Raw genomic sequence first — 24729 nt, forward strand, 5'->3', positions numbered from 1 at the left:
TTGAAAAAAGCAGGAGACCAATTGAGGCCTCCTGCTTTTTATTTTTCAGTAGTTTGAATGGAGTTGCGGTGACGATGCTTCTCATAACTTTTTAATAAACGCTTAAATTTCTCCAGTTGATAGTGATACTCCATCAGTTGAGAAGCCAGCGGCAGAAAAATCAGTTTATCTGGATTGTGATTTTCTTCATATACTTTAATCAACTGTTCGACAACCACTGGAATGTTGGGTTCCTCAATTTGTCTCAATGATTGTTTATGTGTTTGTTTAATTCGCCCCTTTAAGCTAAGGACGATTTTTTCATGTGAATTGATTAATTTATCCAGCTCATTCACCAACGAATCTTGAAACTCACTCGGTATTTGTTCAATTCGGTGATCGAGCCGGTAAAACGCTTTTAACACATCAAATGATTTCTTCGTTGTCGTAATCAATTGTCTGAATAGGACAAGCTTTCTTCCTTTGGCAAATCGTTTTCCTTTAAAGTACGTTCGTTCCTCAGAGTATAACAAATACGTATGATCGATCCAGCGAAAGTTATCCTGAATACGCGTAATTTCGTATTTTAGGGCAGGTTCGTCTGAGAGCTGTCTTGTTGTAACTCGTAACCACTGAAGAATATCAGTTGTGGTGGTATCAATTCTTGCAAAAAGTCTTGTCTCATAATGGGGTGGTACGAACACAAGATTGACCACAAATGCCGCTAATATTCCTAATAAGAGTGAACTGAGACGTGAAGCCGCAAAGTATATAAACGTTAGATCAGTTGAATCCATAAGGGCAACAACAGCTACAGCGGCTAGTGAAATCGTGCTTTCATTCATCTTCAAGTTCATTGTGAGGCCAATCACAACGATGATGGCAAAAGCAACTACAAACGGGTCGTTTCCAAGGGTGAATACAGCGATAATAGCAATACCAGCCCCGATTAAATTCCCTTGGATTTGCTCCACGATCGATTGATAAGATCGGTAAATTGAAGGTTGAATCGAAAACAGGGCTGCAATTGCCGCTAGAAGTGGTGAGACAAATCCTAGCAATTCAGCTACATATAAGGCTACAGCTACGGCTAGGCCTGTTTTCATCATACGTGCACCTAATTTCATTGAACGACCATCCTTACCTTTTCATTCATTTAGAATAGTATAGCTTATCTCTTCATCTGCAGGGAAGAGATAGTGTGCAGCTTTTACAAAATATCGTACCCTTTCGTGAAATGAATTAATCGAATCCTCGGTAAGACTATGCATGAAAACGATAAATAATGAGACATGTGACCGCATAAAACCCTTGAGGAAGTTCTCAAGGGTTACAGAGCCGGTTTATTCTTTTGCCATCGTTTCAAAGGTATGCTTGACGGCCTCAAGCGTCGTTTGGATATCTTCTTCTGTATGAGCGGTTGTCAGGAACCAGGCTTCATATTTAGAAGGAGCCAGGTTAATTCCCTGATCAAGCATGAGCTTGAAAAATCTCGCAAATTGTTCACCATCTGTGTTTTCAGCCTGTTCATAATTCTCGACTTTTTCATCGGTGAAATAAACCGTTAAGGCTCCTTTTAGGCGATTGATGGAGATATGAATATCGTTTGCCTTGGCATGATTGTAAATGCCTTCTTCAAGAAGAGCACCAAGCCGATCCATCTCATCATAAACGCCCTCTTGCTGAAGGACTTCGAGACAAGCAATTCCCGCTGACATCGAAGCGGGGTTTCCAGCCATAGTGCCGGCTTGATAAGCGGGTCCCAGTGGCGCGACTTGTTCCATAATATCAGCACGTCCGCCATAAGCACCGATTGGCAAACCGCCGCCGATAATTTTGCCCATAGCCGTCATATCTGGTTCAATGTCAAGGAGCTGCTGGGCGCTTCCATATGTAAAACGGAAGGCTGTGATTACTTCGTCATAAATAACGAGCGAACCTGCTTCATGAGCCAGATCATTTATTTGTTGCAAAAAGCCTGGATTCGGTTCTACAATACCGAAATTTCCTACAATCGGTTCTACGAGCACTCCAGCAATTTCATCCCCGTATCGTTTGAGCGCTTCTTTATAAGGTTCAATATCATTAAATGGCACCGTAATAACGTCTTCAGCAATGGAGGCAGGGACGCCTGCTGAGTCCGGAGTGCCAAGGGTAGATGGTCCAGATCCGGCGGCAACTAAGACTAAGTCTGAATGACCGTGATAGCAGCCCGCGAACTTAATAATTTTATTGCGGCCTGTGTAAGCACGAGCTACACGAATCGTTGTCATCACCGCTTCTGTTCCGGAATTTACGAAACGGACTTTATCTAAAGATGGAATGGCATCTTTTAGTTTTTTGGCAAACGTATTCTCGAGTACGGTCGGTGTGCCGTATAACACTCCATTTTGTGCTGCCTTCGTAATCGCTTCGGTAATGTGCGGGTGAGCATGGCCTGTAATAATTGGGCCATATGCACCTAAGTAGTCAATATATTTCTGGCCATCAACATCGTAGAAATAGGCGCCTTCAGCCCGATCCATGTACACCGGTGTGCCGCCTCCAACTCCTTTATAGGCACGTGACGGGGAGTTGACTCCGCCTACAATGTGCTGTTTGGCCTCATCATATAACTGTTCAGATTTAGTGAAATTCATGAACTTCCCTCCAATAATCAAAATTCCATCACCTATTGTAGCATGCCAAAAACAAAACCATGAAAGGAAAAGAAAGCCACCGCAAGGCCCATCCAGAAAATGGATGACCTGAGGTGGGATTTATTTACATTGTTGCGTCAATGATTAGGGTTGTTGACTTCTGAATAATCATAAACAAGAAAGTCATTACATAATTAAAAAGTATAGACAGAAGCTTGTCTTTAAGAATTATTTCATCCAGACCCGCTACATTATGAGCTAAATTTATAGCCAGCTCCCCTAATCGCTTGCTTATTACCTAGTTCCACTTCCTCACACGAGTATCATTCCCATGTATTGTAGGTCAGCTACATAATTCAAGTCACCTAAGCGGTCCAAGCAGATGAACTTGTGTGAGTACGCGTCATGATTATTCCATAAATACTTTAAACGAAATAAACTCTCTATTTGTCGACAGCAGCTTATCTGATCGATAAGCTGCTTCCGTTGTAGAGAGGTTCAGGGAAATACTAACCTTTCCTACTTGCTAAAGGGAGTGTATCTACTGTGGTCAGCATAGTTGTAGCTTTCTTCATTCTATTATTAATTGCTGGGAGCCTGCGACAATTGTTCGCTTCTCTAGAAGTAGAGCATCGAACATTTTCAGTCGAGATCTTCTTTGCTTTGCTTCTATTGTACACGATCGTGATGGTTGGATTTGGGATTATTTACGCGACTCTTTCTTACCAGGGGATCATTATTTTCGCGCATACGTCCGGCGTATTCCCCACAGAGTGGATCACAGAGCTTGCCCGTGGTGTTTATTTTAGCGGAGTTACTTTATTCACGGTAGGATATGGAGATTTTATGCCGATTGGATGGGGGCGGTTTGTTGCTGTTATTGAGGCGTTAGTCGGCTACACCTTACCAGCGGCTATTGTCGCAAAGGTATGGCAATCTTCTGCACGCGACTCCTGATAGTGGATGTAGGTTACCAGAACATGATAATCTAAGATTAGACACTCATTAGGAGGGATTTAAGAATGACAGTAGAAGCTGGACAGAAAGCCCCTGAATTTGAATTAAAGGCAAATAACGGGGAAACCGTGAAACTTTCCGATTACCGTGGCAAGAATGTTGTGCTCTATTTTTATCCGAAAGACATGACACCAGGATGTACAACAGAAGCATGTGATTTCCGTGATCAACACGAAAACTTCGCAGAATTAGATGCCGTAATTCTTGGCGTAAGCCCAGATCCAGTCGACAGCCATAAGAAATTCATTGATAAGCATGATTTACCTTTCTTACTGCTTGCTGATGAGGACCATAAAGTAGCTGAAGACTATGGAGTATGGAAGCTGAAGAAAAACTTTGGCAAAGAATATTATGGAATTGAACGTTCGACTTTCATTATTGATAAAGAAGGCAACTTAGCTGAAGACTACCGAAAAGTAAAAGTGGACGGGCATGTGGAATCAGCGCTACAGTATATTCGTGAAAACCTATCGTAATTAATTAAGCCGTGATAGATTCGTCTATCGCGGTTTTTATTTGGTTTTTGAAGGAAAACAACAACTTTTACAGAATAATAGGAGAGGGGAGGTCGAGATACATATGAGAGATACGAGATTAAAGGAATTGGCTGACGTTCTACTATCCCATTCACTTGATGTGAAACCAGGAGAAAAGGTGATGGTGCAAGGTCAGACAAACACGAAGCCATTGATCAAAGAATTGATTTCAGGGATTCACGACAGAGGAGCACTTGCATTCTACGAGTTGGCAGATGACGAACTTATGAGAATGTGGATATCTCATGCACCCAAGGAAGTGTTTGCTCAAACGAATACATGGAAGCTTGAAGAAAACAAGGATATCGATGCTTTCGTACAAATTATTGGAGAAGAAAACGATGCCGAACTAAGCGGTGTTCCGGCCGAACAGTTTCAGATGGCTATGAAAGAAATGAAGCCAGCCAATGAATTTGTTGTACAGGAGAAAAAGTGGGTGCTGCTTAATTATCCTACGAAAGCAGCGGCGCAGAAGGCCGGTATGCCTTTTGATGACTATGTTGATTATTTATTAGAAGTCTGCACGATTGATTATAAAAAAATGAGTCAGGCCCAAACAGAATTATCAACGTTACTAGATAATACAAAAGAAGTAAAAATAACAGCGGAAGGAACGGATCTTACTTTTTCTATTGAAAACATTCCAAGCGTGATCTGTGCAGGCAAAAGAAATATTCCCGATGGTGAAGTGTACACAGCGCCTATTAAGGATAGCGTGAATGGCACGATTCGTTTTAACACACCGAGTCCTTATCAAGGTGTGGTGTTTCGCGATATCACGTTAACGTTTGAAAATGGAAAAGTCGTAAAAGCTGCCGCGGATAAAACAGAGGAACTTACTAAAATACTCGATTCCGATGACGGTGCCCGATACATTGGCGAGTTTGCCTTGGGACTTAATCCGGTCATTACCGAGCCGATGGGAGACATCCTTTTTGATGAAAAAATTGCCGGCAGCCTGCATTTAGCTTTAGGGCAATGCTATGATGAAGCCAAAAATGGCAATGATTCCACTGTTCATTGGGACATGGTGCTGATTCAGCGTCCTGAGTATGGCGGCGGTCAAGTGTACTTTGACGGAGAATTAATTAGAGATAATGGTTTATTCGTGAAAGAAGAACTGCTGGCTTTAAACCCAGATCAGCTCAACTAAATTTGTGATCGATAAAAGATGAGGTGTAAGCATGAAAGTTGTATCGGTTATTAAACGGGTTCCTGAAGAGATAAAAAATAGATTAAGGAATAACTTTGAACAAGTTGAGTTCCACTTTTGCCACGGAATGGAAGAGGGGAGACCGCTGTTAGCTGAAGCGGATGTCCTAATTACATATGGGGAGGACGTGACCCCTGAGGTGATAGGTGAAGCCGTAAAACTCAAGTGGATCATGGTACTTTCAGCCGGAATGGATAAACTGCCATTTGAAGAGATTGAGAAGCGGAACATTGTGGTAACGAATGTGCGGGGTATCCACGGAAAACCAATGGCTGAATATGCCCTGTCCATGATTCTGCAAGTGTATCGCCAAGCGAAAGATCTGATCGAATCAGAACATGATCGTGAATGGAACCGCAGCGTTACGATCCGAGAAATAAATGGGCAAACGATGGTGTTACTCGGAACGGGATCCATTGCCCAGGAAACAGCCCGGATCGCCCAGGCGTTTCAAATCAAGACAATTGGGGTATCTAAATCTGGAAAGACGAAGGACTATTTTGACGAAGCCCTTCCAGTAGACAGGCTGGAAGAAGCTTTGCCACAAGCTGATCTAGTGGTCGCGGTATTACCTAGCACACACGAAACCGAACATCTTTTAAAAGAAGACCATTTTGAGCTTATGCCTGATCATGCGGTTTTCTTAAACATGGGAAGAGGTGACCTAGTTGCTTCGGACGTGATTTTAGAGGCTGTAAGGAACGGCCAAATCAGTCATGCTGTGTTAGATGTATTTGAAGAAGAACCCCTCCCTGAAGATCATCCATTTTGGGAGGAAAAGAATATTACGATTACACCGCATTCATCAGGAAAGTCACCACAGTATATTCCGCGTGGATTTGACCTATTTGAACAAAACTTGCAATTATTTTTAAATCAAGATCGGGATATGAAGAATTTTATTGATCCTAAACGGGGGTATTAAGCATGCGTATTTATACAAGGTCAGGAGATAAGGGAAAGACTTCATTAATTTATGGAGATCGCGTGGCTAAGAGTGATCTAAGGGTAGAAGCGTATGGAACATGTGATGAAGCCAATTCAGCAATAGGTGTTGCCTTAAGCCACCTTATTCGTGAAAAATGGGAAGGAAAGACTGAGTTCCTTTCCTCTATGCAAAAAATACAAACGATCCTCTTCCATGTCGGGGCTGAGCTGGCTACACCTAAAGGGAAAAAAGTTACATGGGAATTAAAAAAGGAGCATATTGACGAGCTCGAACAATATATTGATGAATGGGACAAAGATTTGGCAGAGTTAAATAACTTTATTCTTCCTTCTGGGCATGAAGCGTCAGCCGGCCTGCATATGGCTCGTACGATCGTAAGAAGGGCAGAACGGACAGCTGTTGCGCTTGGAGATGAAGTCAACACACTTGTGGTCTCTTATTTAAACCGATTGTCCGACTTGCTTTTCGTAGCAGCGAGGTATGTAAATCAGCACTTAGGAGGAAAAGAATTGCCGCTGCACCCGGATGTTTAATCAAAAAGAAGCCTGGTCGCTCATGGGTATTTATTGACAATACTATTACCAACGGGTTAAACTAATTATAAAGATTCTAATTTAATAATTTTCTAATTCAGGAACTAATATATGAAAGCGAGGTGCATGACGGTGTCTGAACAACGACTGCAAGAAGCCATTGATACACTAAAAAGTTCTGGGGTCCGAATCACACCACAACGTCATGCGGTGCTTGAATACCTGCTGAATGCAATGACTCACCCGACAGCTGATGATATTTATAAAGCATTGGAGAGTAAGTTCCCAAATATGAGTGTCGCAACAGTGTATAACAACTTGCGCGTCTTCAGAGAAATTGGGCTTGTAAGAGAACTTACCTATGGCGATTCATCAAGCCGCTTCGATTGTAACACTTCTGATCACTATCATATTATTTGTGAAACATGTGGAAAGATCGTTGATTTCCACTATCCAAAGTTAAATGAAGTGGAAGCATTAGCTGAACAGGTGACTGGATTTACTGTAAGTCATCATCGCATGGAAGTTTACGGGACATGTTCACAATGTCAAGCTAAGTCTGCCCACTAGAGTGGTAAGCTATGTTTTTTAGTTTTCTCACATAATAAAAGGGGCCTGCTATTTCAGCAGGTCCCTTTTATTGTGAGCAATTATGATTGATGCTCTGCATTTTGTTTTTTATAACGCTTCGAATTATACTTTTCATCAAATTCTTTCCCCTCAAGTGACTTGTCCAATGTAAGGGGCTGTTTACAATGCATACAGGCATCTACACGTCCCAGCATTTTCGTTGGCTTCTCACAGGACGGACAGACAATTTGAATCGTTCTTGTCGAAAGCATTCCGATCCAAAAATATACCACTGTACTTAGTCCAATGAATAGCATTCCGAGGATCATAAAGAGCGCCATAGCCCAGGCCGTTTCCTTGAATAATAACCCAATATACATAACACCAAAACCAGCAAATATAAGCCAGAAAGCAAAAGAACGTATTTTATTAATTTTACTGGTGTACTTTAACTCCATCTAAGGTCCCTCCTAGATTCTCTACAAAGGTAGTATAGCATATTTTCTCTGGCAAAATATAATTCGAAAAAAGGATTTTAGCAAAAAGTATCGAATAAAAAAGTGAAGCGATTAATGATGTGGGGGATAAATCATGGAAGATATATTACGCCCAATTTATCAAGAGAGGGCGAGCCAAGCTAATACATTGGGAATTCTTCTGTTAGAAAAGAAGAAACCAAACAGTCCGGTTACCGATAATTTTGACGTTATCCTATTTATTATTGTTAAAGATGCTCAGGAACCCTGGTACGTGAAGCACTATGAGTTCGACGACCAGTCTGCTGCGATGCATATTGTAGATGAAACTCTCTTGCAGAAATGGATAGATACAAGTTCTTATCGAAGGGCTGTCGAATGGGTGATCAACGGATCGATTGTTTTTGAGCGAAACGATTATGTTACAGATCTCAAAGAACGGTTAAGAACTTTTCCCACTCATACGAGAGATTTAAAGAAAGCTATTGAGTTTGCGAAACTAATTAGAAGCTATAGTGAATCAAAGGATTTGTTCGAATCCGGACAGTTTCTTGACGCATTTAGCCGGATGGTTCACTCACTGCATTATTTAGCACGGTTAGCGGTGATTGAAAAAGGATTTCATCCGGAAGTTACTGTATGGAATCAAGTGAGGAGAATTGAGCCGGAAGTTTATAAGCTTTATCAAGAACTTATTGAGAGTAAAGAGGATATTGATAAGCGAGTCCAGCTTATGATTCTCGCTGTGGAACATGCCGTTAGTGTCAGATCGCGAACTAGTGCGAAGCATTTACTTATGCTTATGGGGAAAGAGGGACCGTGGTCTTTCGGTGAGCTTAAAATACATCCGGAAATACAAGAATATGCACTTGATTTGTCTTCAATGGTAGAATATTTGGTAGACAAGGGACTTATAGAAGTTGTTCCCCAAGAGACAAAAGGGGCAAATATATACCATCGAATGTATCAAGCAGCCCCAATTCGTTAAGGATGAATAATGATGCTTGACCCTTTCTTGTTTTAGGCAGAAAGGGTTTTTATTCTTTTTAAGGAAAAATTATAAAATGCTCATAAAAAGTATTGACTCTTTTTTAAAAAGCATGGTATAGTATTAAACGTCGCATTAAGCGAACAGAACACATCGCTTTTTGCAGCACAACATCATGAAAAAAGTTATTGACTTAACTTACTAACCATGATATATTAGTTAGGTCGCTGTTTTGAAGCGGCACTCAACATTTTGATCTTTGAAAACTGAACGAACCAACCAGTACGTCAAGATATTCTTTCTATTATATAGAAGGAATTCAAACAAGCACATTCGGTGTGCAAATGAGCAAGTCAAACTTTACTTTTTATGGAGAGTTTGATCCTGGCTCAGGACGAACGCTGGCGGCGTGCCTAATACATGCAAGTCGAGCGCAGGAAGCAGGCAGATCCCCTTCGGGGGTGATGCCTGTGGAATGAGCGGCGGACGGGTGAGTAACACGTGGGCAACCTGCCTGTAAGATCGGAATAACTCCGGGAAACCGGGGCTAATGCCGGGTAATCCTTTTTTTCGCATGAGAGAGAGGTAAAAGATGGCCTTTGGCTATCACTTACAGATGGGCCCGCGGCGCATTAGCTAGTTGGTGAGGTAATAGCTCACCAAGGCGACGATGCGTAGCCGACCTGAGAGGGTGATCGGCCACACTGGGACTGAGACACGGCCCAGACTCCTACGGGAGGCAGCAGTAGGGAATCTTCCGCAATGGACGAAAGTCTGACGGAGCAACGCCGCGTGAACGATGAAGGTCTTCGGATCGTAAAGTTCTGTTGTTAGGGAAGAACAAGTACCGTGCGAATAGAGCGGTACCTTGACGGTACCTAACGAGGAAGCCCCGGCTAACTACGTGCCAGCAGCCGCGGTAATACGTAGGGGGCAAGCGTTGTCCGGAATTATTGGGCGTAAAGCGCGCGCAGGCGGTTTCTTAAGTCTGATGTGAAAGCCCACGGCTCAACCGTGGAGGGTCATTGGAAACTGGGGAACTTGAGGACAGAAGAGGAGAGTGGAATTCCACGTGTAGCGGTGAAATGCGTAGATATGTGGAGGAACACCAGTGGCGAAGGCGACTCTCTGGTCTGTTTCTGACGCTGAGGTGCGAAAGCGTGGGTAGCAAACAGGATTAGATACCCTGGTAGTCCACGCCGTAAACGATGAGTGCTAGGTGTTAGGGGGCTTCCACCCCTTAGTGCTGAAGTTAACGCATTAAGCACTCCGCCTGGGGAGTACGGCCGCAAGGCTGAAACTCAAAGGAATTGACGGGGGCCCGCACAAGCGGTGGAGCATGTGGTTTAATTCGAAGCAACGCGAAGAACCTTACCAGGTCTTGACATCCTTGGACCACCCTAGAGATAGGGTCTTCCCTTCGGGGACCAAGTGACAGGTGGTGCATGGTTGTCGTCAGCTCGTGTCGTGAGATGTTGGGTTAAGTCCCGCAACGAGCGCAACCCCTAATCTTAGTTGCCAGCATTGAGTTGGGCACTCTAAGGTGACTGCCGGTGACAAACCGGAGGAAGGCGGGGATGACGTCAAATCATCATGCCCCTTATGACCTGGGCTACACACGTGCTACAATGGATGGTACAAAGGGCAGCGAAGCCGCAAGGTGTAGCAAATCCCATAAAACCATTCTCAGTTCGGATTGCAGGCTGCAACTCGCCTGCATGAAGCCGGAATCGCTAGTAATCGCGGATCAGCATGCCGCGGTGAATACGTTCCCGGGCCTTGTACACACCGCCCGTCACACCACGAGAGTTGGCAACACCCGAAGTCGGTGAGGTAACCTTTATGGAGCCAGCCGCCGAAGGTGGGGCCAATGATTGGGGTGAAGTCGTAACAAGGTAGCCGTATCGGAAGGTGCGGCTGGATCACCTCCTTTCTAAGGAATATGCAAGGCGGAAGCACCCTTACGGGTGACGGAAGCTGCCGCATACGGAGGACGTACCTGGTTGGTTGTTCAGTTTTGAGAGATCAAAAGATCTTCTCATTGTGAACCTTGAAAACTGGATAAGATATTTCAGAACGTGTTGGATCGTTAGATCCGCACGGGATGACAAGACATCAAACATCAATTTTTTAAACGTCTTTTCACAGATAGTTAAGTGAATAAGGGCGCACGGTGGATGCCTTGGTACTAGGAGCCGATGAAGGACGGGACTAACACCGATATGCTTTGGGAAGCCGTAAGTAGGCTGTGCACCGAAGATTTCCGAATGGGGAAACCCCCTGCTCGTAATGGAGCAGGATCGTTTACTGAATACATAGGTAGACGAAGGCAGACCCGGGGAACTGAAACATCTCAGTACCCGGAGGAAGAGAAAGCAAACGCGATTTCCCAAGTAGCGGCGAGCGAAACGGAATCAGCCCAAACCAGAAAGCTTGCTTTCTGGGGTTGTAGGACACTCCTTTGGAGTTACCAAAAAAGAAGATAGATGAATCGATCTGGAACGATCAGCCAGAGCAGGTAAGAGCCCTGTAATCGACATCTTCTTTTCTCCGGAGTGGATCCTGAGTACGGCGGAACACGAGGAATTCCGTCGGAATCCGGGAGGACCATCTCCCAAGGCTAAATACTCCCTAGTGACCGATAGTGAACCAGTACCGTGAGGGAAAGGTGAAAAGCACCCCGGAAGGGGAGTGAAAGAGAACCTGAAACCGTGTGCCTACAAGTAGTCGGAGCCCATTGATGGGTGACGGCGTGCCTTTTGTAGAATGAACCGGCGAGTTACGACTGTATGCAAGGTTAAGCGTCAGAAGCGGAGCCGCAGCGAAAGCGAGTCTGAATAGGGCGAATGAGTATGCGGTCGTAGACCCGAAACCGTGTGATCTACCCATGTCCAGGGTGAAGGTCAGGTAACACTGACTGGAGGCCCGAACCCACGCAAGTTGAAAATTGCGGGGATGAGGTGTGGGTAGGGGTGAAATGCCAATCGAACACGGAGATAGCTGGTTCTCTCCGAAATAGCTTTAGGGCTAGCCTCAGAATAGAAAGTCTTGGAGGTAGAGCACTGATTGGACGAGGGGCCCCTACCGGGTTACCGAATTCAGTCAAACTCCGAATGCCAACGACTTTGTTCTGGGAGTCAGACCATGGGTGATAAGGTTCATGGTCGAGAGGGAAACAGCCCAGACCGCCAGCTAAGGTCCCTAAGTGTGTGTTAAGTGGAAAAGGATGTGGAGTTGCTTAGACAACCAGGATGTTGGCTTAGAAGCAGCCATCATTGAAAGAGTGCGTAATAGCTCACTGGTCGAGTGACTCTGCGCCGAAAATATACCGGGGCTAAACACACCACCGAAGCTGCGGATTGATCCGAACGGATCAGTGGTAGGAGAGCGTTCTAAGGGCGGCGAAGTCAGACCGTAAGGACTGGTGGAGCGCTTAGAAGTGAGAATGCCGGTATGAGTAGCGAACAAAGAGTGAGAATCTCTTTCACCGAAAGCCCAAGGTTTCCTGAGGAAGGCTCGTCCTCTCAGGGTTAGTCGGGACCTAAGCCGAGGCCGAAAGGCGTAGGCGATGGACAACAGGTTGATATTCCTGTACCGCCTCCTTTCCGTTTGAACGACGGGGGGACGCAGGAGGATAAGGAGAGCGCACCATTGGATGTGTGCGTCCAAGCAGTGAGACGGTCGAGGCAGGCAAATCCACTCGGCAACGTCAAGCTGTGATGGGGAGGGAACTAAAGTACCGAAGCTCCTGAGTTCACACTGCCAAGAAAATCCTCTAGTGAGGAAAGAGGCGCCCGTACCGCAAACCAACACAGGTAGGCGAGGAGAGGATCCTAAGGTGAGCGGGAGAACTCTCGTTAAGGAACTCGGCAAAATGACCCCGTAACTTCGGGAGAAGGGGTGCTCCTCTGCCGAGGAGCCGCAGTGAAAAGGCCCAAGCGACTGTTTACCAAAAACACAGGTCTCTGCGAAGCCGTAAGGCGAAGTATAGGGGCTGACACCTGCCCGGTGCTGGAAGGTTAAGGGGATGCGTTAGCGCGTAAGCGCGAAGCGTTGAACCGAAGCCCCAGTAAACGGCGGCCGTAACTATAACGGTCCTAAGGTAGCGAAATTCCTTGTCGGGTAAGTTCCGACCCGCACGAAAGGTGCAACGACTTGGGCACTGTCTCAACGAGAGACCCGGTGAAATTATACTATGCGTGAAGATGCGCATTACCCGCGACAGGACGGAAAGACCCCGTGGAGCTTTACTGTAGCCTGATATTGAATGTTGGTACAGCTTGTACAGGATAGGTGGGAGCCTGAGAAACCGGAGCGCTAGCTACGGTGGAGGCGCTGGCGGGATACCACCCTGGCTGTACGGACATTCTAACCCAGGACCGTGATCCGGTTCGGAGACAGTGTCAGGTGGGCAGTTTGACTGGGGCGGTCGCCTCCTAAAGAGTAACGGAGGCGCCCAAAGGTTCCCTCAGAATGGTTGGAAATCATTCGCAGAGTGTAAAGGCACAAGGGAGCTTGACTGCGAGACTTACAAGGCGAGCAGGGACGAAAGTCGGGCTTAGTGATCCGGCGGTACCGTATGGAAGGGCCGTCGCTCAACGGATAAAAGCTACCCCGGGGATAACAGGCTTATCTCCCCCAAGAGTCCACATCGACGGGGAGGTTTGGCACCTCGATGTCGGCTCATCGCATCCTGGGGCTGTAGTCGGTCCCAAGGGTTGGGCTGTTCGCCCATTAAAGCGGTACGCGAGCTGGGTTCAGAACGTCGTGAGACAGTTCGGTCCCTATCCGTCGTGGGCGTTGGAAATCTGAAAGGAGCTGTCCTTAGTACGAGAGGACCGGGATGGACACACCGCTGGTGTACCAGTTGTTCCGCCAGGAGCATCGCTGGGTAGCTACGTGTGGACGGGATAAGTGCTGAAAGCATCTAAGCATGAAGCCCCCCTTGAGATGAGATTTCCCCTTACGCCAAGTAAGTAAGATTCCTCAGAGACGATGAGGTCGATAGGTCCGAGGTGGAAGCGTGGTGACACGTGGAGCTGACGGATACTAATCAATCGATGACTTAACTATATTGAAAANCTTGAGATGAGATTTCCCCTTACGCCAAGTAAGTAAGATTCCTCAGAGACGATGAGGTCGATAGGTCCGAGGTGGAAGCGTGGTGACACGTGGAGCTGACGGATACTAATCAATCGATGACTTAACTATATTCAAAAAGTACAACTGACCGTTTGATACCTTGAGCGTCTTATCCAGTTTTGAGGGTTTTCAAAAAAACTCTTGATATTTTCCTTCAAGGATCTTATAATATATTTTGTCCTTGAAAAAGAATAATAGAGATCTGGTAACGATAGCGAAGAGGTCACACCTGTTCCCATGCCGAACACAGCAGTTAAGCTCTTCAGCGCCGATGGTAGTCGGGTCGATCCCCGTGAGAGTAGGACGTTGCCAGGTTTCACACTTATTCCACCGTAGCTCAGTGGTAGAGCAATCGGCTGTTAACCGATCGGTCGTAGGTTCGAATCCTACCGGTGGAGCCATTTACGGAGAGCTGTCCGAGCTGGCCGAAGGAGCACGATTGGAATTCGTGTAAACCGTTTTCGCGGTTTCGAGGGTTCGAATCCCTCGCTCTCCGCCATATCGAAGATATTCGTTTGGCCCGTTGGTCAAGTGGTTAAGACACCGCCCTTTCACGGCGGTAACACGGGTTCGAATCCCGTACGGGTCACCAAAAAATGTATGATGTACATATTTACATTACTCATGCTTTGGCACATTCCTTTTGTGGAGGATTAGCTCAGCTGGGAGAGCACTTGCCTTACAAGCAAGGGGTCGCAGGTTCGAGCCCTGCATCCTCCACCATCTATTTTCATAATAGCTATAATCTAGTTGTTACATTGTCGCGGGGTAGAGCAGTTCGGTAGCTCGTCGGGCTCATAACCCGGAGGTCGCAGGTTCAAATCCTGCCCCCGCAACCAAAATACGGTCCGGTAGTTCAGTTGGTTAGAATGCCTGCCTGTCACGCAGGAGGTCGCGGGTTCGAGTCCCGTCCGGACCGCCACTGATTACATATTTACATACAATCGTAGATTGATCTGGCTCGGTAGCTCAGTCGGTAGAGCAACGGACTGAAAATCCGTGTGTCGGCGGTTCGATTCCGTCCCGAGCCACCATTTCATCAGCTTGCCGGCCTAGCTCAACTGGCAGAGCAACTGATTTGTAATCAGTAGGTTGGGGGTTCAAGTCCTCTGGCCGGCACCATTTATTTAATATGGAGGGATAGCGAAGTTGGCCAAACGCGGCGGACTGTAAATCCGCTCCCATCGGGTTCGTAGGTTCGAGTCCTACTCCCTCCACCATTTATTCATAGGGGTATAGTTTAATGGTAAAACTACGGTCTCCAAAACCGTCAATGTGGGTTCGATTCCTACTACCCCTGCTTTTCTATCATTATGGCGGCTATGGCGAAGGGGTTAACGCACCGGATTGTGGTTCCGGCATGCGTGGGTTCAAATCCCACTAGTCGCCCCATTTTTTTCAATGAAAATGTTGTTGGGCCATAGCCAAGCGGTAAGGCAACGGTTTTTGGTACCGTCATGCGCTGGTTCGAATCCAGCTGGCCCAGCCATTCAATGCGGGAGTAGTTCAGTGGTAGAACACCACCTTGCCAAGGTGGGGGTCGCGGGTTCGAATCCCGTCTCCCGCTCCATTTTCTATTCATAATATTGAAATGATTGTATAGAATGTAATATGGCGGCATAGCCAAGCGGTAAGGCAGAGGACTGCAACTCCTTTATCACCGGTTCGATTCCGGTTGCCGCCTCCATGCCGGTGTGGCGGAATTGGCAGACGCGCACGACTCAAAATCGTGTTCCTCACGGAGTGCCGGTTCGACCCCGGCCACCGGTATTAAAAAGTCGCATAAAGACGGTATCTAACGACGGTTAGGTACCGTCTTTTTTACGTTCAATTTACGTTAATTGGTCGTGTTACCTTACGATAAGTGACCGCTTTTCTATTTTCGATTAGGAGGGCATACTTTTTTTATGTCTAGGCGGAATAATCGGTTAAACGGTCGAGAGTTAGAAGAAGTAAGAAAAAGATACAAGGTATGAACTAACGATTTACGAAACATTATCGTTAATTCATAGCTGAGAGAATGGAAAGCCTTACGAGAGTGTAACGATTTTGGACGTTTTCTAGTTCATACATGAGGGACGTTAGATTTAAACGTGGTCGTACGTCATGATATCGACAATTATATCGAAGAATTGAAACATACTCGGTGATTGAAAACCGGTACGATCAACACGAAGTTACGACCGATTAGGACGCTATTTAACTTTCTATATGACGGTGCTTATACATCCTTAGCGTCAGGATGGCGAAGGTGCATTCGTAAGCACGGTCGGCTAGGACTTATAGTCGCAGGAATCAACGTTAAAGAAGAGAATCATAGTTTTAAAATAATTGTACTAATTTGGTATTTTAGTTGCAGGAAAATTTAGTAAGTGATAGAGTTATTTTGTAATTATCTTAAAATAATTAATATTTCTACAGAAAGTTGGCTAACTATGATCAAGGAGTGCCCAGAATGTAATGGCAAAGAATTTGCGCAGGGTAGTGACTATATGCATGTGAGGCCGTTAGGAAAAAAACTTTCAAGTGGTACGAATAAGATTATCACTTATTGTAAGAATTGTGGCGAGATTGTTTCAGCGAGACTTGAAAATCCGGAAAAGCTGTGATTATTAATCTAGGATGAATTTAGGAAAAAGTATATACTTAAAATTGAAAATCAACCGCCATACTTTGGCGGTTTTTTACTGGAATAATTTACACGTTTATGCGACTTTGTTACGATAATATTACAATAAAGATGAGAAAAAGGTGGGATACGAAAAAATGACATTTAAAAGGACGATTTGGACCCTCGGCATTATTGCCTTCCTGGTGTTAGGCGTGTTCGTTTACCTTGTTGTTGCGGACGTAATGACGAAGGAGGATGTGGCAAGCGAGTCTAGTCAAACGGAGGAAGATGCAAGCGATTCCGGTCAAACGAAGGAAGCGGAAGCCGGGGAGGTTTCAACAGAGAAAATTGAAGAAACGCAAGCAACCGTTGGAGAAGCAAATAAAGATGTTGGGGAGTTTGTTTCAAAGACACATGATTTTTACAATGATACAACAGGTTATGGGGCGATCGCCTCTTTAAATTGGAATGACCAAAGGAAAAAGGCCGAAACTATTCTTTCACAGATCGAGACGTTAAAACCGAATGTAACGTCAGATAGTCTTAAGTCTGATTTGGAGGAAATTGGGTCTTATGCATCGGCAGCTCTGGAGAATAAGGATAAAGAAACGGTTCGTAATCTTCACCGAATGTTTCATGATCTGGATATTGCGTTAAATTCTTATAGTGGGACTGACAAAGTTTGGGGAATTACCGAAACGCTAGATTAGAAAACGCCTGGTAAAGTTTTTTTTATAACGTATGTAGAATGAAAGCGAATTCATGGTGTCTTGATTTGTCTTGTTTTATCTTTCTTTGTCAAAAGCATTTACATACACTTTATAATCCTAGATAATAATGTCTGGTTGTGACAAAAATATATAGGAGATGTGGGGAATTGTTGAATGTAAGACAGTTGATAAAGTGGTGTATCGATAAAAAGAGAGTTGAAATGATTGAACTTGGCATGGAAAAGGGACTTACCAACAAAGAAGTCATTAAATGCAGTCAGCAGTTAGATGAGCTGCTCAACGTTTATAGCAAGGTGATGGGAGAGAGTCAGCTTACCTCTTCTGTATAATTCGCCTGAGGAGATAACGTGGCGGACAGCTGATGATGATTACACATATTCAAGTAAAAGAATGTACTTATAAATAATAGTTCGTATCAGAAGGTTCCCTGGCGGTGTGTAAGCCTTGGAACCTTGTTTACTTTTTCATGTAATTGAGTTCAGCTCCAATAGACTTTAAGATTTCTTTCTTAAGTTCTCGCTTTTGCTCCAAAACTTCTCTGCTGTAGCCGGGATTTAGTTGGTTGATATACTTGTTGAGATCTTCTAGGTCAGCTTGTGCTTCTGTTTCCAACTCTTGAAGGTTGGTGATCTTTTCGTGTAATGGTTCGTTCCAATTTAACATGTAGCTCAGCTCCTGAAAAAATAGATATTTTGATCTAGTATAGCCAGTTCTACTGCTAGAATATACATTTCGGGCTGTTCACTCCACGATAATTATAAAAAACGACCTGACACCTCATGTAGTGTCAGGTCGTTTTTCGGTCTTTTTCTTCCGCGCCCATTTCTTTTCCTAAGAGGACGATCGATTGATTAATCCTCCATACATAGTAAAGATGATGGATGAGATCACTTTGGCTCCCGTTATGGGCAGGCGCGTATTGTTCGATTTGTTTTCTCTCTTCATTCATATTAAATGTGACTCCGCTTCGATCTCCTGTCGTCATCATATGAGTTAGCGTCTCTATGTTGGAGTTGAATTTCTCCTCCATTGAGATGAAAACAGCCTCGAACTCTTCAGGATAAGTAAAATGCTTCTGATAGGAGGAAGCTACCAGGTGTTTGGCGTAATAGTTGATCGCTGTAAAAATCGTGATCCACCGCGGCAGTTCACGATGTCTTAGGGCTCCCGGCCGTTGAAGAAGCGATTTGGACTCATCCTTTATTGCTTGAACCTTTTCATCCATTTTAAAGGCATGGTCAGCCAGCTCTTTAATGTCCATAGGTTCACGAAAACTGTGGATATACTGGGTCACATATGAACTGAGTTCTTCAAGGTAGTCATTAAAGGCTTCTGATACTTTTTCCATCGTTTTCTTGGGGAAAATCAGTGCCGCAATGGTTAAGGCAATGGCTGCCCCTGCAATAGTGTCTATTACTCGTGCTTCTAATAGAGCGAAGCTGATTCCCCCTAGTAATAGGTCATACATAAAGGCGATGAGCAATGTGATGAGCATGCTCATTAGTGTGTAAGAGACCGCAACAATGTAAAAAGCTAAAAATACAACAGTAAAAAGAAGCACGATTTCTATAATGGAATGTCCTGAAACGGCTTTGGCTAATACGAAGCCAATTACGGCTCCAATGACTGTTCCTACTGAGCGCTGCAAGCCTTTCATATACGTGCGGCCTACGGACTCCGTCCCGAGCTGGACGATAAAGGTAGTTAACAATACCCAATAGGGCTGCACTGGTGAGATGAGATGCCCGACAATAATCGCGATGGTCCCAGCTATTAGCGATTGGTAGGCCTTTTTGGTAGAGGGCTTTAACTTCTGGTTTTCCTCTTGACCTTCCTTGTCTGCTTCACTTGTTTCCTCTTCCTTTTCTTTAGCAGGTTGTTGGCCTGAGTGCAGCGACTGTTGGATGGCTAACGCCCCATTCGTTACATGTGAAGCAATCGATTCGATTCTGCGTATTAAATAAAGCCATCCTTCAGGTCGTGAATTTTGTCTGGCAAACAAATGATTACTCATGTGGCGCAGCTCTTTGGTAGCTGCTTGAGCCTTTGCAAGATTTTGAACTTCATAATCTTGTGAAAGGACTTCTGCTTTGTGAAGAGAGGTAATGACTTTTGCTAAAAGGTCTTGTAATTCTTTTGCCTCTAGTGCATCTTCCTTCTTCAAACGTTGGAGGGAATCGGCCAGGGTTACAACGAGCATCGACGTATCAAAAACATACAGTCTTAATTGTGAGGTGGTAAGACCTGGCCAGACTTCTGTTACATCCTGAGTGTTAAGGTCTGTTGCGACATGACTGGCATATTCCCTAAGCTTACTGACATTATATTGAAGCTTTTTAATGCGGGTATGGTTGATCTCTGGATCCTGAATGATTTCGATTAGAAGATCGAACGCTAAGTTAGCTTGGATATGAAAAGAACGCATGCTTCTTTTTAACAGTTGGGCTGAATCTTTAAAGACGATAAAGTTATATAAAAATGCGAATGCTCCCCCGATCACGATCCCCAAATAAAACCAGGGGAATTGACTAGGAGACAGTCCTAAAAAAGAAGATAAATAAACCGTCATAAATCCAATCATGCCAAGAGAAAAATAACGACTTCCAAAACGTGAAAAGTAAAATCCGCAAAAAATGATCAAAATCATAAGCGCGGAAACTAGGTAAGCGTTCGAGGCTAACAAAGAACCTGCTGTCACTCCACATGCAGCGGAGACTCCGAGCAGCAAAGTAGTTACTTTCTTCTTCTCTTTCGTGTCATCCATTACGGTCATAATACCAAGCATACCTGTAATTCCTGCCACAATAGCTGGCATCAGGGGAGGTTGTCCTAATAAATTCAGAACAAGGATGACGGTGACGACAGCGGAAATCAAGCTAATCGTTGCTTTTCCAGCTTGGTTGAGCCTTTTTCTACCTGGGTCTGAGGCGAGAAAACGGCTTATCCAATAGTTTTTTCTTTGTAATAACCTCAATGTTTCATCAACCTTCTTTATTAAAATCGCTTTTTGTGCTCTCCTTATCGTAAGTCTCTTTGACCGTCAATTCAACTGTTTCAGTTTAAATAATATGGTAATTATCTGTACTTACCATGTAGAGGGTAATCACAGTGAATACGAGAAGCAAAGCCATGAATTGTCTTTTTTGACAAAGAAACGACTAGCGCACTATTCGGATTAAGGATTAAATAGATAACTCCACATATAAAGGCCGGTACCGATCATTAAATTGATCATGTGAAAGCTCCTCATTTGAATTATTATTGTGAAAGTATGGACTAATGTATAAATTGGCTGGGGAACTACTATACTAGTAATAGATGAGATAAACTTTCGACAAAAATCGATAGTTTCGTGTTGCATCCTTTAAATAGGATTGTTATAATTTGAATTACGGTTTCGAAATAAGAACGATTTGCGGGTGTAGTTTAGTGGTAAAACCTCAGCCACGAGCGAAACTTCACCGAGTAAGCTTCGAGTTGCCCGCCCCGATTAGCTTCTTCGAATAAGCTAGTAAGAGGTAAGGGCATGTAAAAATGTGGCTAATGAAACTGTTTAAATGCGGGTGTAGTTTAGTGGTAAAACCTCAGCCTTCCAAGCTGATGACGAGGGTTCGATTCCCTTCACCCGCTCCATGACTACCAATTGAGTAGGAAGCAATAATACCTAAATATGTGAGCCAACGCAGTGTTTCGTTTATTCAAGTAACGAAGCATTGCGTTTTTTAATGAAGCTGGTAGGATACATAGGTAGTAGAGGAGTGACGTGCTATGAAAAAATTAAGAAATATTCTGCAACAAATAGATGGCAAGAGTTATAAAGGTTATAAGCAAATTCAGGGGCGTTATTTTTTCCCAGCTTATGAGTTGATGATTGATTACGTTCAGGGAGATCCGTTTGCTGCTCCTTCGAAAATACGGCTTCGCATCCCTGATAAGACCCGGAAGATCGACGAAGAATGGATCTCAACAAGGAAGCGGAAAGTTTTTGCTGAAGATGTGATGACGAGAAAGGTAGCTCAGGCGATTTACCAAACTGGTTCTGATGTGCGTGGTTCTGGAAAAAGCGGTCTCGTAGCCATTGATCGGCCGGGGCAGGAAGTTTTAGAGCGGACAGCGGTCAATTTTGAGAATGGGTTTACAACCGTATGTTTAACAGTCGGTCTGCCCGCGAACGGTCGCAGGATTAATGGTAAGCAGGCTGAGAAGTTATTTTTCCAATTGCTCCCTGACATCATTGAGAAGTCTGTTCTTAGTATAAAAGATCAGGAAATTGCAGAGTCGGTAAAATTAGCAGATCAGCATGAAACGATTTTGAATAAAATGAAGGAAGAAGGCTACATTTCGTTTGTAGCGGATGGGGCTATTTTGCCTCGTGCAAGCGGGATAAGCGACAAACCGATGAAGGATGCGGTGACCTTTCAAAGTCCTGAAGCCAACCGGATTTCGATTGATTTGCCGCACCGCGAACAGCCGCTGACAGGCATGGCGATTCGCAAAGGAATTGTCCTGATTGTTGGTGGAGGTTATCATGGAAAAAGTACGTTACTAAAAGCAATCGAGCGCGGAGTTTATCCGCATATTAAAGGAGATGGCCGTGAATACGTTGTGACCGATCCTCAGGCCGTTAAAGTAAGAGCCGAAGATGGCCGTCAGGTGACCAATGTTGACATTTCACCTTTTATTAAAAATCTGCCTCATGGTGTGGATACGACACAATTCTCAACAGAAAATGCCAGTGGCAGTACATCACAGGCTGCCAACGTAATTGAGGCGATTGAGGCTGGTGCTGATACGCTCTTGATCGATGAAGATACAAGTGCCACGAACTTTATGATCCGTGATGAGCGCATGCAGGAGCTAGTTGTACGAGAGAAGGAACCGATCACCCCGTTTATTGATAAAATCCAGCAGATGCGCGATGAACTTGATGTGTCTACGATCTTAGTGATGGGCGGTTCCGGAGACTATTTTCACGCCGCAGATGAAGTCATTATGATGGATCAATATGTGCCTCATCAGGTGACAGAGCAGGCGAAACAAATTGCAGCCAAATATCCGAGTAAACGGGAATCCGTGGCTGAATCGTTCGGAACTTTGCCAGCGAGATCGTTTGCCCCTCAATCGATTCAAGCTAAAAAAGGGAAGAAAGAGAAAGTGCAGGCAAAAGGCAGAACGCTTATTTTAATGGGAAGAACAGAATTGACACTTGACGCTGTGGAACAGCTGGTCGATACGTCGCAAACACGATTAGTGGCTGACCTTTTGTTACATTTAGATAAAAAAGGGTTATTAAAACAAAACTTAACGTTACATGAACTGCTCGATAAACTTGACCAACAGCTTGATGAACAGGGACTCGCATCATTTGCTCCTTTTAAGGATCAGCATCCAGGGGAGTTAGCCCGCCCGCGCAGATTTGAAATCGCGGCTGCTCTTAATCGGCTGCGTACAGCTAAAGTGAACGATATGAGATAAAATTGCTAAAAAGGAGGTAGTCAAGGTGGGCATTCACACATTCAAGGAAGAAGTTATTGCATACAGTAAAGAAGTTGGCATAGACAAAATCGGTTTTGCGTCTGTCGATGTATTCGGAGAACTGAAAGCAAGACTGAAAAGACAACAGGACCTTGGCTATCAATCCGGATTTGAGAAAGGCAGTCTTGAGGAGCGGACTGAGCCTGATCGTTTGCTTTCAGGAGCTCAATCGATCATTTCAGTGGCGCTTGCCTATCCTTCAAAAATGCACGATGCCCCTCGCAGTGTGAAAGGCGAACGGCGCGGGATTTTTTGTCGTGCTTCATGGGGCAGAGATTATCATGACGTGCTGCGGGACCGTTTACAGAAATTAGCTGCGTTTATTAAGGAACGTTTTCCCGAAGCAGAACTGTCTTCTATGGTTGATACAGGTGAATTGTCTGATCGTGCTGTAGCCGAACGCGCTGGCATCGGTTTTAGCGGGAAAAATAGTGCGATTATTACCGAAGAGTTCGGGTCTTATGTGTATTTAGGCGAGATGGTAACGAACATTCCGTTTGAACCGGATGAACCGGTCGATGACAGTTGCGGAGATTGCAATATATGTGTGGATACTTGTCCAACGGGAGCACTCGTAGAGGGCGGCCAGCTTAATGCCCAGCGCTGCATCGCCTTTTTAACCCAGACGAAAGATTTTCTGCCTGAGGAGTTTAGAAGTAAACTTGGCAACAGATTGTATGGGTGCGATACTTGTCAGACAGTTTGCCCTAAAAACAAGAAAAAAGATTTTCACAATCATAAAGAATTTGAGCCGGATCCAGAAGTGGCTAAGCCGAAGCTGATTCCGCTGTTGTCCATTTCCAATCGTGATTTTAAAGAAAAATTTGGACCGATGTCGGGTTCATGGCGTGGGAAAAAGCCGATTCAGCGTAATGCAATTCTGGCTTTAGCTCATTATAAAGATGAAACGGCAGTGGATGAATTGGTTCGTTTAATGAAGGAAGATCCTAGACCAGTTATTAGAGGAACAGCGGCCTATGGACTTGGGAAAATTGGAACGGCCGCTTGCTACGCTGCCATTGAAGAAGCACAGGTGATAGAAGAAAATGAAGAAGTGCTTTTTGAAATGGAAAAGGGCCTGAAATTCCAAAAACAATAATATAGTATACCTTTTCATATGGAGATAGATTATTGTATAATAGAAAAAAATGTTAATAAGGGGACTATCTATGAATCATCCATCTTATTTGTATTATGACGTGTTTGACTCCCCTGTGGGTCCGATAACAGTGTTAGCTGATAACAAAGGGGTAAACCGGATTGATTATGGACAGTTTGAAGAACGAATAACATTTTACCAGGCATGGACGAAGAAGCACTTTCTAAAAGGTGAATTTAAACGAGACGCTGATCAGCAATTTGTGAAGCAAACTAAGATGGAAATTAATGAGTACTTTAGCGGGGACCGTAAACAGTTCACCATCCCGCTTAATTGTTATGGCACCTCTTTTCAAAGAAGTGTGTGGAGAGCACTGCTTCATTCGATTCCACATGGAGAGGTGAAGTCTTATAAGGAGGTTGCGGAAGTATTGCAAGCTCCTAAGTCAGTGCGGGCAGTCGGAGGGGCTGTTAACAAAAATCCTTTCTCCATCGTCGTTCCCTGTCATCGAGTGATCGGGAGTAACGGGAAGCTGGTAGGTTATGCTGGCGGATTGGATAAAAAGCAGCAACTGCTTGATTGGGAAGGAAATCCACAGCTTCAGCAAGCTAAATAGCGAAACAAAAAGGGATGCGCCTGGCGCATCCCTTTTTGTAAGCGCCGGAATAAAGAGAGTAAGCGCCGGAATAAAGAGAGTAAGCGCCGGAATAA

The 24729-nt window shown here is 44.5% G+C and carries 17 protein-coding genes, 16 tRNA genes and 3 rRNA genes; 31 read left to right on the plus strand and 5 right to left on the minus strand.

The genetic code is table 11. The features are described from left to right. Positions 1-38 precede the first annotated feature (38 nt). Both G6R08_RS16305 and G6R08_RS16310 read right to left on the minus strand, forming a co-directional pair. Positions 39-1106, minus strand: a complete 1068-nt coding sequence (locus G6R08_RS16305; protein ID WP_163529385.1) for an FUSC family protein — start codon at positions 1104-1106, stop codon at positions 39-41. 216 nt (positions 1107-1322) lie between these two features. Continuing rightward, a complete protein-coding gene (locus G6R08_RS16310) occupies positions 1323-2618 on the minus strand; it encodes a glutamate-1-semialdehyde 2,1-aminomutase (RefSeq protein ID WP_163529387.1) in 1296 nt (431 codons plus the stop codon). A gap of 546 nt (positions 2619-3164) precedes the next feature. On the opposite strand from G6R08_RS16310, the gene G6R08_RS16315 reads away from it, so the two are divergent. The 6 genes from G6R08_RS16315 (at position 3165) to perR (ending at position 7436) form a co-directional block, all read left to right on the plus strand. Then, positions 3165-3575, plus strand: coding sequence for a two pore domain potassium channel family protein (locus G6R08_RS16315; protein WP_163529389.1), 411 nt, complete (start codon positions 3165-3167; stop codon positions 3573-3575). A 65-nt stretch (positions 3576-3640) separates the two neighbouring features. Next, a complete protein-coding gene (gene bcp, locus G6R08_RS16320; RefSeq protein ID WP_079526703.1) occupies positions 3641-4111 on the plus strand; it encodes a thioredoxin-dependent thiol peroxidase in 471 nt (156 codons plus the stop codon). Positions 4112-4214: 103 nt separating this feature from the next. Next, positions 4215-5324 carry an aminopeptidase gene (locus tag G6R08_RS16325; protein WP_163529391.1) on the plus strand — a complete coding sequence of 370 codons (1110 nt, stop codon included), beginning with the start codon at positions 4215-4217 and terminating at the stop codon, positions 5322-5324. A 31-nt stretch (positions 5325-5355) separates the two neighbouring features. Further along, a complete protein-coding gene (locus G6R08_RS16330; RefSeq protein WP_163529393.1) occupies positions 5356-6309 on the plus strand; it encodes a D-2-hydroxyacid dehydrogenase in 954 nt (317 codons plus the stop codon). A 2-nt stretch (positions 6310-6311) separates the two neighbouring features. Continuing rightward, on the plus strand, positions 6312-6866 hold the full coding sequence (locus tag G6R08_RS16335) for a cob(I)yrinic acid a,c-diamide adenosyltransferase (RefSeq protein ID WP_163529394.1): 555 nt from the start codon (positions 6312-6314) through the stop codon (positions 6864-6866). Positions 6867-6992: 126 nt separating this feature from the next. Beyond that, a complete protein-coding gene (gene perR, locus G6R08_RS16340) occupies positions 6993-7436 on the plus strand; it encodes a peroxide-responsive transcriptional repressor PerR (protein WP_079526818.1) in 444 nt (147 codons plus the stop codon). Positions 7437-7516: 80 nt separating this feature from the next. Here the strand turns inward: perR and G6R08_RS16345 are convergent, their stop codons facing one another. Further along, positions 7517-7894 carry a YgzB family protein gene (locus G6R08_RS16345; protein WP_079526711.1) on the minus strand — a complete coding sequence of 126 codons (378 nt, stop codon included), beginning with the start codon at positions 7892-7894 and terminating at the stop codon, positions 7517-7519. Positions 7895-8027: 133 nt separating this feature from the next. On the opposite strand from G6R08_RS16345, the gene G6R08_RS16350 reads away from it, so the two are divergent. From G6R08_RS16350 to G6R08_RS16450, 21 genes are all read left to right on the plus strand, one after another. Continuing rightward, on the plus strand, positions 8028-8900 hold the full coding sequence (locus G6R08_RS16350; protein ID WP_163529396.1) for a nucleotidyltransferase-like protein: 873 nt from the start codon (positions 8028-8030) through the stop codon (positions 8898-8900). A gap of 366 nt (positions 8901-9266) precedes the next feature. After that, positions 9267-10833: ribosomal RNA gene (locus G6R08_RS16355) — 16S ribosomal RNA — on the plus strand. Positions 10834-11050: 217 nt separating this feature from the next. After that, positions 11051-13973: ribosomal RNA gene (locus G6R08_RS16360) — 23S ribosomal RNA — on the plus strand. Positions 13974-14243: 270 nt separating this feature from the next. Next, a 5S ribosomal RNA gene (gene rrf, locus G6R08_RS16365) occupies positions 14244-14357 on the plus strand. The 16S, 23S and 5S rRNA genes sit together here with 15 tRNA genes alongside, the layout of an rRNA operon. A gap of 11 nt (positions 14358-14368) precedes the next feature. Continuing rightward, positions 14369-14443, plus strand: a tRNA-Asn gene (locus G6R08_RS16370). Between the two features lie 5 nt (positions 14444-14448). Continuing rightward, positions 14449-14541: transfer RNA gene (locus tag G6R08_RS16375), tRNA-Ser, on the plus strand. A gap of 18 nt (positions 14542-14559) precedes the next feature. Further along, positions 14560-14634: transfer RNA gene (locus G6R08_RS16380), tRNA-Glu, on the plus strand. A 55-nt stretch (positions 14635-14689) separates the two neighbouring features. Continuing rightward, positions 14690-14765, plus strand: a tRNA-Val gene (locus G6R08_RS16385). A 39-nt stretch (positions 14766-14804) separates the two neighbouring features. After that, positions 14805-14881: transfer RNA gene (locus tag G6R08_RS16390), tRNA-Met, on the plus strand. A 6-nt stretch (positions 14882-14887) separates the two neighbouring features. After that, positions 14888-14964, plus strand: a tRNA-Asp gene (locus G6R08_RS16395). 36 nt (positions 14965-15000) lie between these two features. Next, positions 15001-15076, plus strand: a tRNA-Phe gene (locus G6R08_RS16400). Between the two features lie 12 nt (positions 15077-15088). Further along, positions 15089-15164: transfer RNA gene (locus G6R08_RS16405), tRNA-Thr, on the plus strand. A gap of 12 nt (positions 15165-15176) precedes the next feature. Then, positions 15177-15262, plus strand: a tRNA-Tyr gene (locus G6R08_RS16410). A 9-nt stretch (positions 15263-15271) separates the two neighbouring features. Continuing rightward, positions 15272-15342, plus strand: a tRNA-Trp gene (locus tag G6R08_RS16415). 16 nt (positions 15343-15358) lie between these two features. Further along, positions 15359-15434: transfer RNA gene (locus tag G6R08_RS16420), tRNA-His, on the plus strand. 22 nt (positions 15435-15456) lie between these two features. Further along, positions 15457-15531: transfer RNA gene (locus G6R08_RS16425), tRNA-Gln, on the plus strand. 6 nt (positions 15532-15537) lie between these two features. Further along, a tRNA-Gly gene (locus G6R08_RS16430) sits at positions 15538-15612 on the plus strand. Positions 15613-15655: 43 nt separating this feature from the next. Continuing rightward, positions 15656-15729, plus strand: a tRNA-Cys gene (locus G6R08_RS16435). 1 nt (position 15730) lies between these two features. Further along, positions 15731-15812: transfer RNA gene (locus G6R08_RS16440), tRNA-Leu, on the plus strand. A 996-nt stretch (positions 15813-16808) separates the two neighbouring features. Next, positions 16809-17363: a hypothetical protein gene (locus G6R08_RS16445; RefSeq protein ID WP_163529398.1), complete on the plus strand. Its 555-nt coding sequence runs from the start codon at positions 16809-16811 to the stop codon at positions 17361-17363. A 167-nt stretch (positions 17364-17530) separates the two neighbouring features. Continuing rightward, a complete protein-coding gene (locus tag G6R08_RS16450) occupies positions 17531-17713 on the plus strand; it encodes an aspartyl-phosphate phosphatase Spo0E family protein (RefSeq protein ID WP_079529178.1) in 183 nt (60 codons plus the stop codon). Positions 17714-17840: 127 nt separating this feature from the next. Here G6R08_RS16450 and G6R08_RS16455 read toward each other — a convergent pair whose 3' ends face one another. Both G6R08_RS16455 and G6R08_RS16460 read right to left on the minus strand, forming a co-directional pair. Next, positions 17841-18047, minus strand: a complete 207-nt coding sequence (locus tag G6R08_RS16455; protein WP_163529400.1) for a hypothetical protein — start codon at positions 18045-18047, stop codon at positions 17841-17843. A gap of 124 nt (positions 18048-18171) precedes the next feature. Continuing rightward, positions 18172-20358, minus strand: coding sequence for an FUSC family protein (locus G6R08_RS16460; RefSeq protein ID WP_240339754.1), 2187 nt, complete (start codon positions 20356-20358; stop codon positions 18172-18174). A 585-nt stretch (positions 20359-20943) separates the two neighbouring features. On the opposite strand from G6R08_RS16460, the gene G6R08_RS16465 reads away from it, so the two are divergent. The 4 genes from G6R08_RS16465 to G6R08_RS16480 all read left to right on the plus strand — a co-directional run bounded on the left by G6R08_RS16465 (position 20944) and on the right by G6R08_RS16480 (position 24634). Next, positions 20944-21017 (plus strand) — tRNA-Gly (locus tag G6R08_RS16465). Between the two features lie 135 nt (positions 21018-21152). Beyond that, positions 21153-22859 (plus strand): ABC-ATPase domain-containing protein, encoded by a 1707-nt coding sequence (locus G6R08_RS16470; RefSeq protein WP_163529401.1) that lies wholly within the window; start codon positions 21153-21155, stop codon positions 22857-22859. A gap of 25 nt (positions 22860-22884) precedes the next feature. Then, positions 22885-24018 (plus strand): tRNA epoxyqueuosine(34) reductase QueG, encoded by a 1134-nt coding sequence (queG, locus tag G6R08_RS16475; protein WP_163529403.1) that lies wholly within the window; start codon positions 22885-22887, stop codon positions 24016-24018. Between the two features lie 70 nt (positions 24019-24088). Beyond that, a complete protein-coding gene (locus G6R08_RS16480; RefSeq protein ID WP_163529406.1) occupies positions 24089-24634 on the plus strand; it encodes a methylated-DNA--[protein]-cysteine S-methyltransferase in 546 nt (181 codons plus the stop codon). Positions 24635-24729 lie beyond the last annotated feature (95 nt).

It is taken from the genome of Halobacillus ihumii (genome assembly GCF_902726645.1).
GTDB lineage: Bacteria > Bacillota > Bacilli > Bacillales > Halobacillaceae > Halobacillus_A > Halobacillus_A ihumii.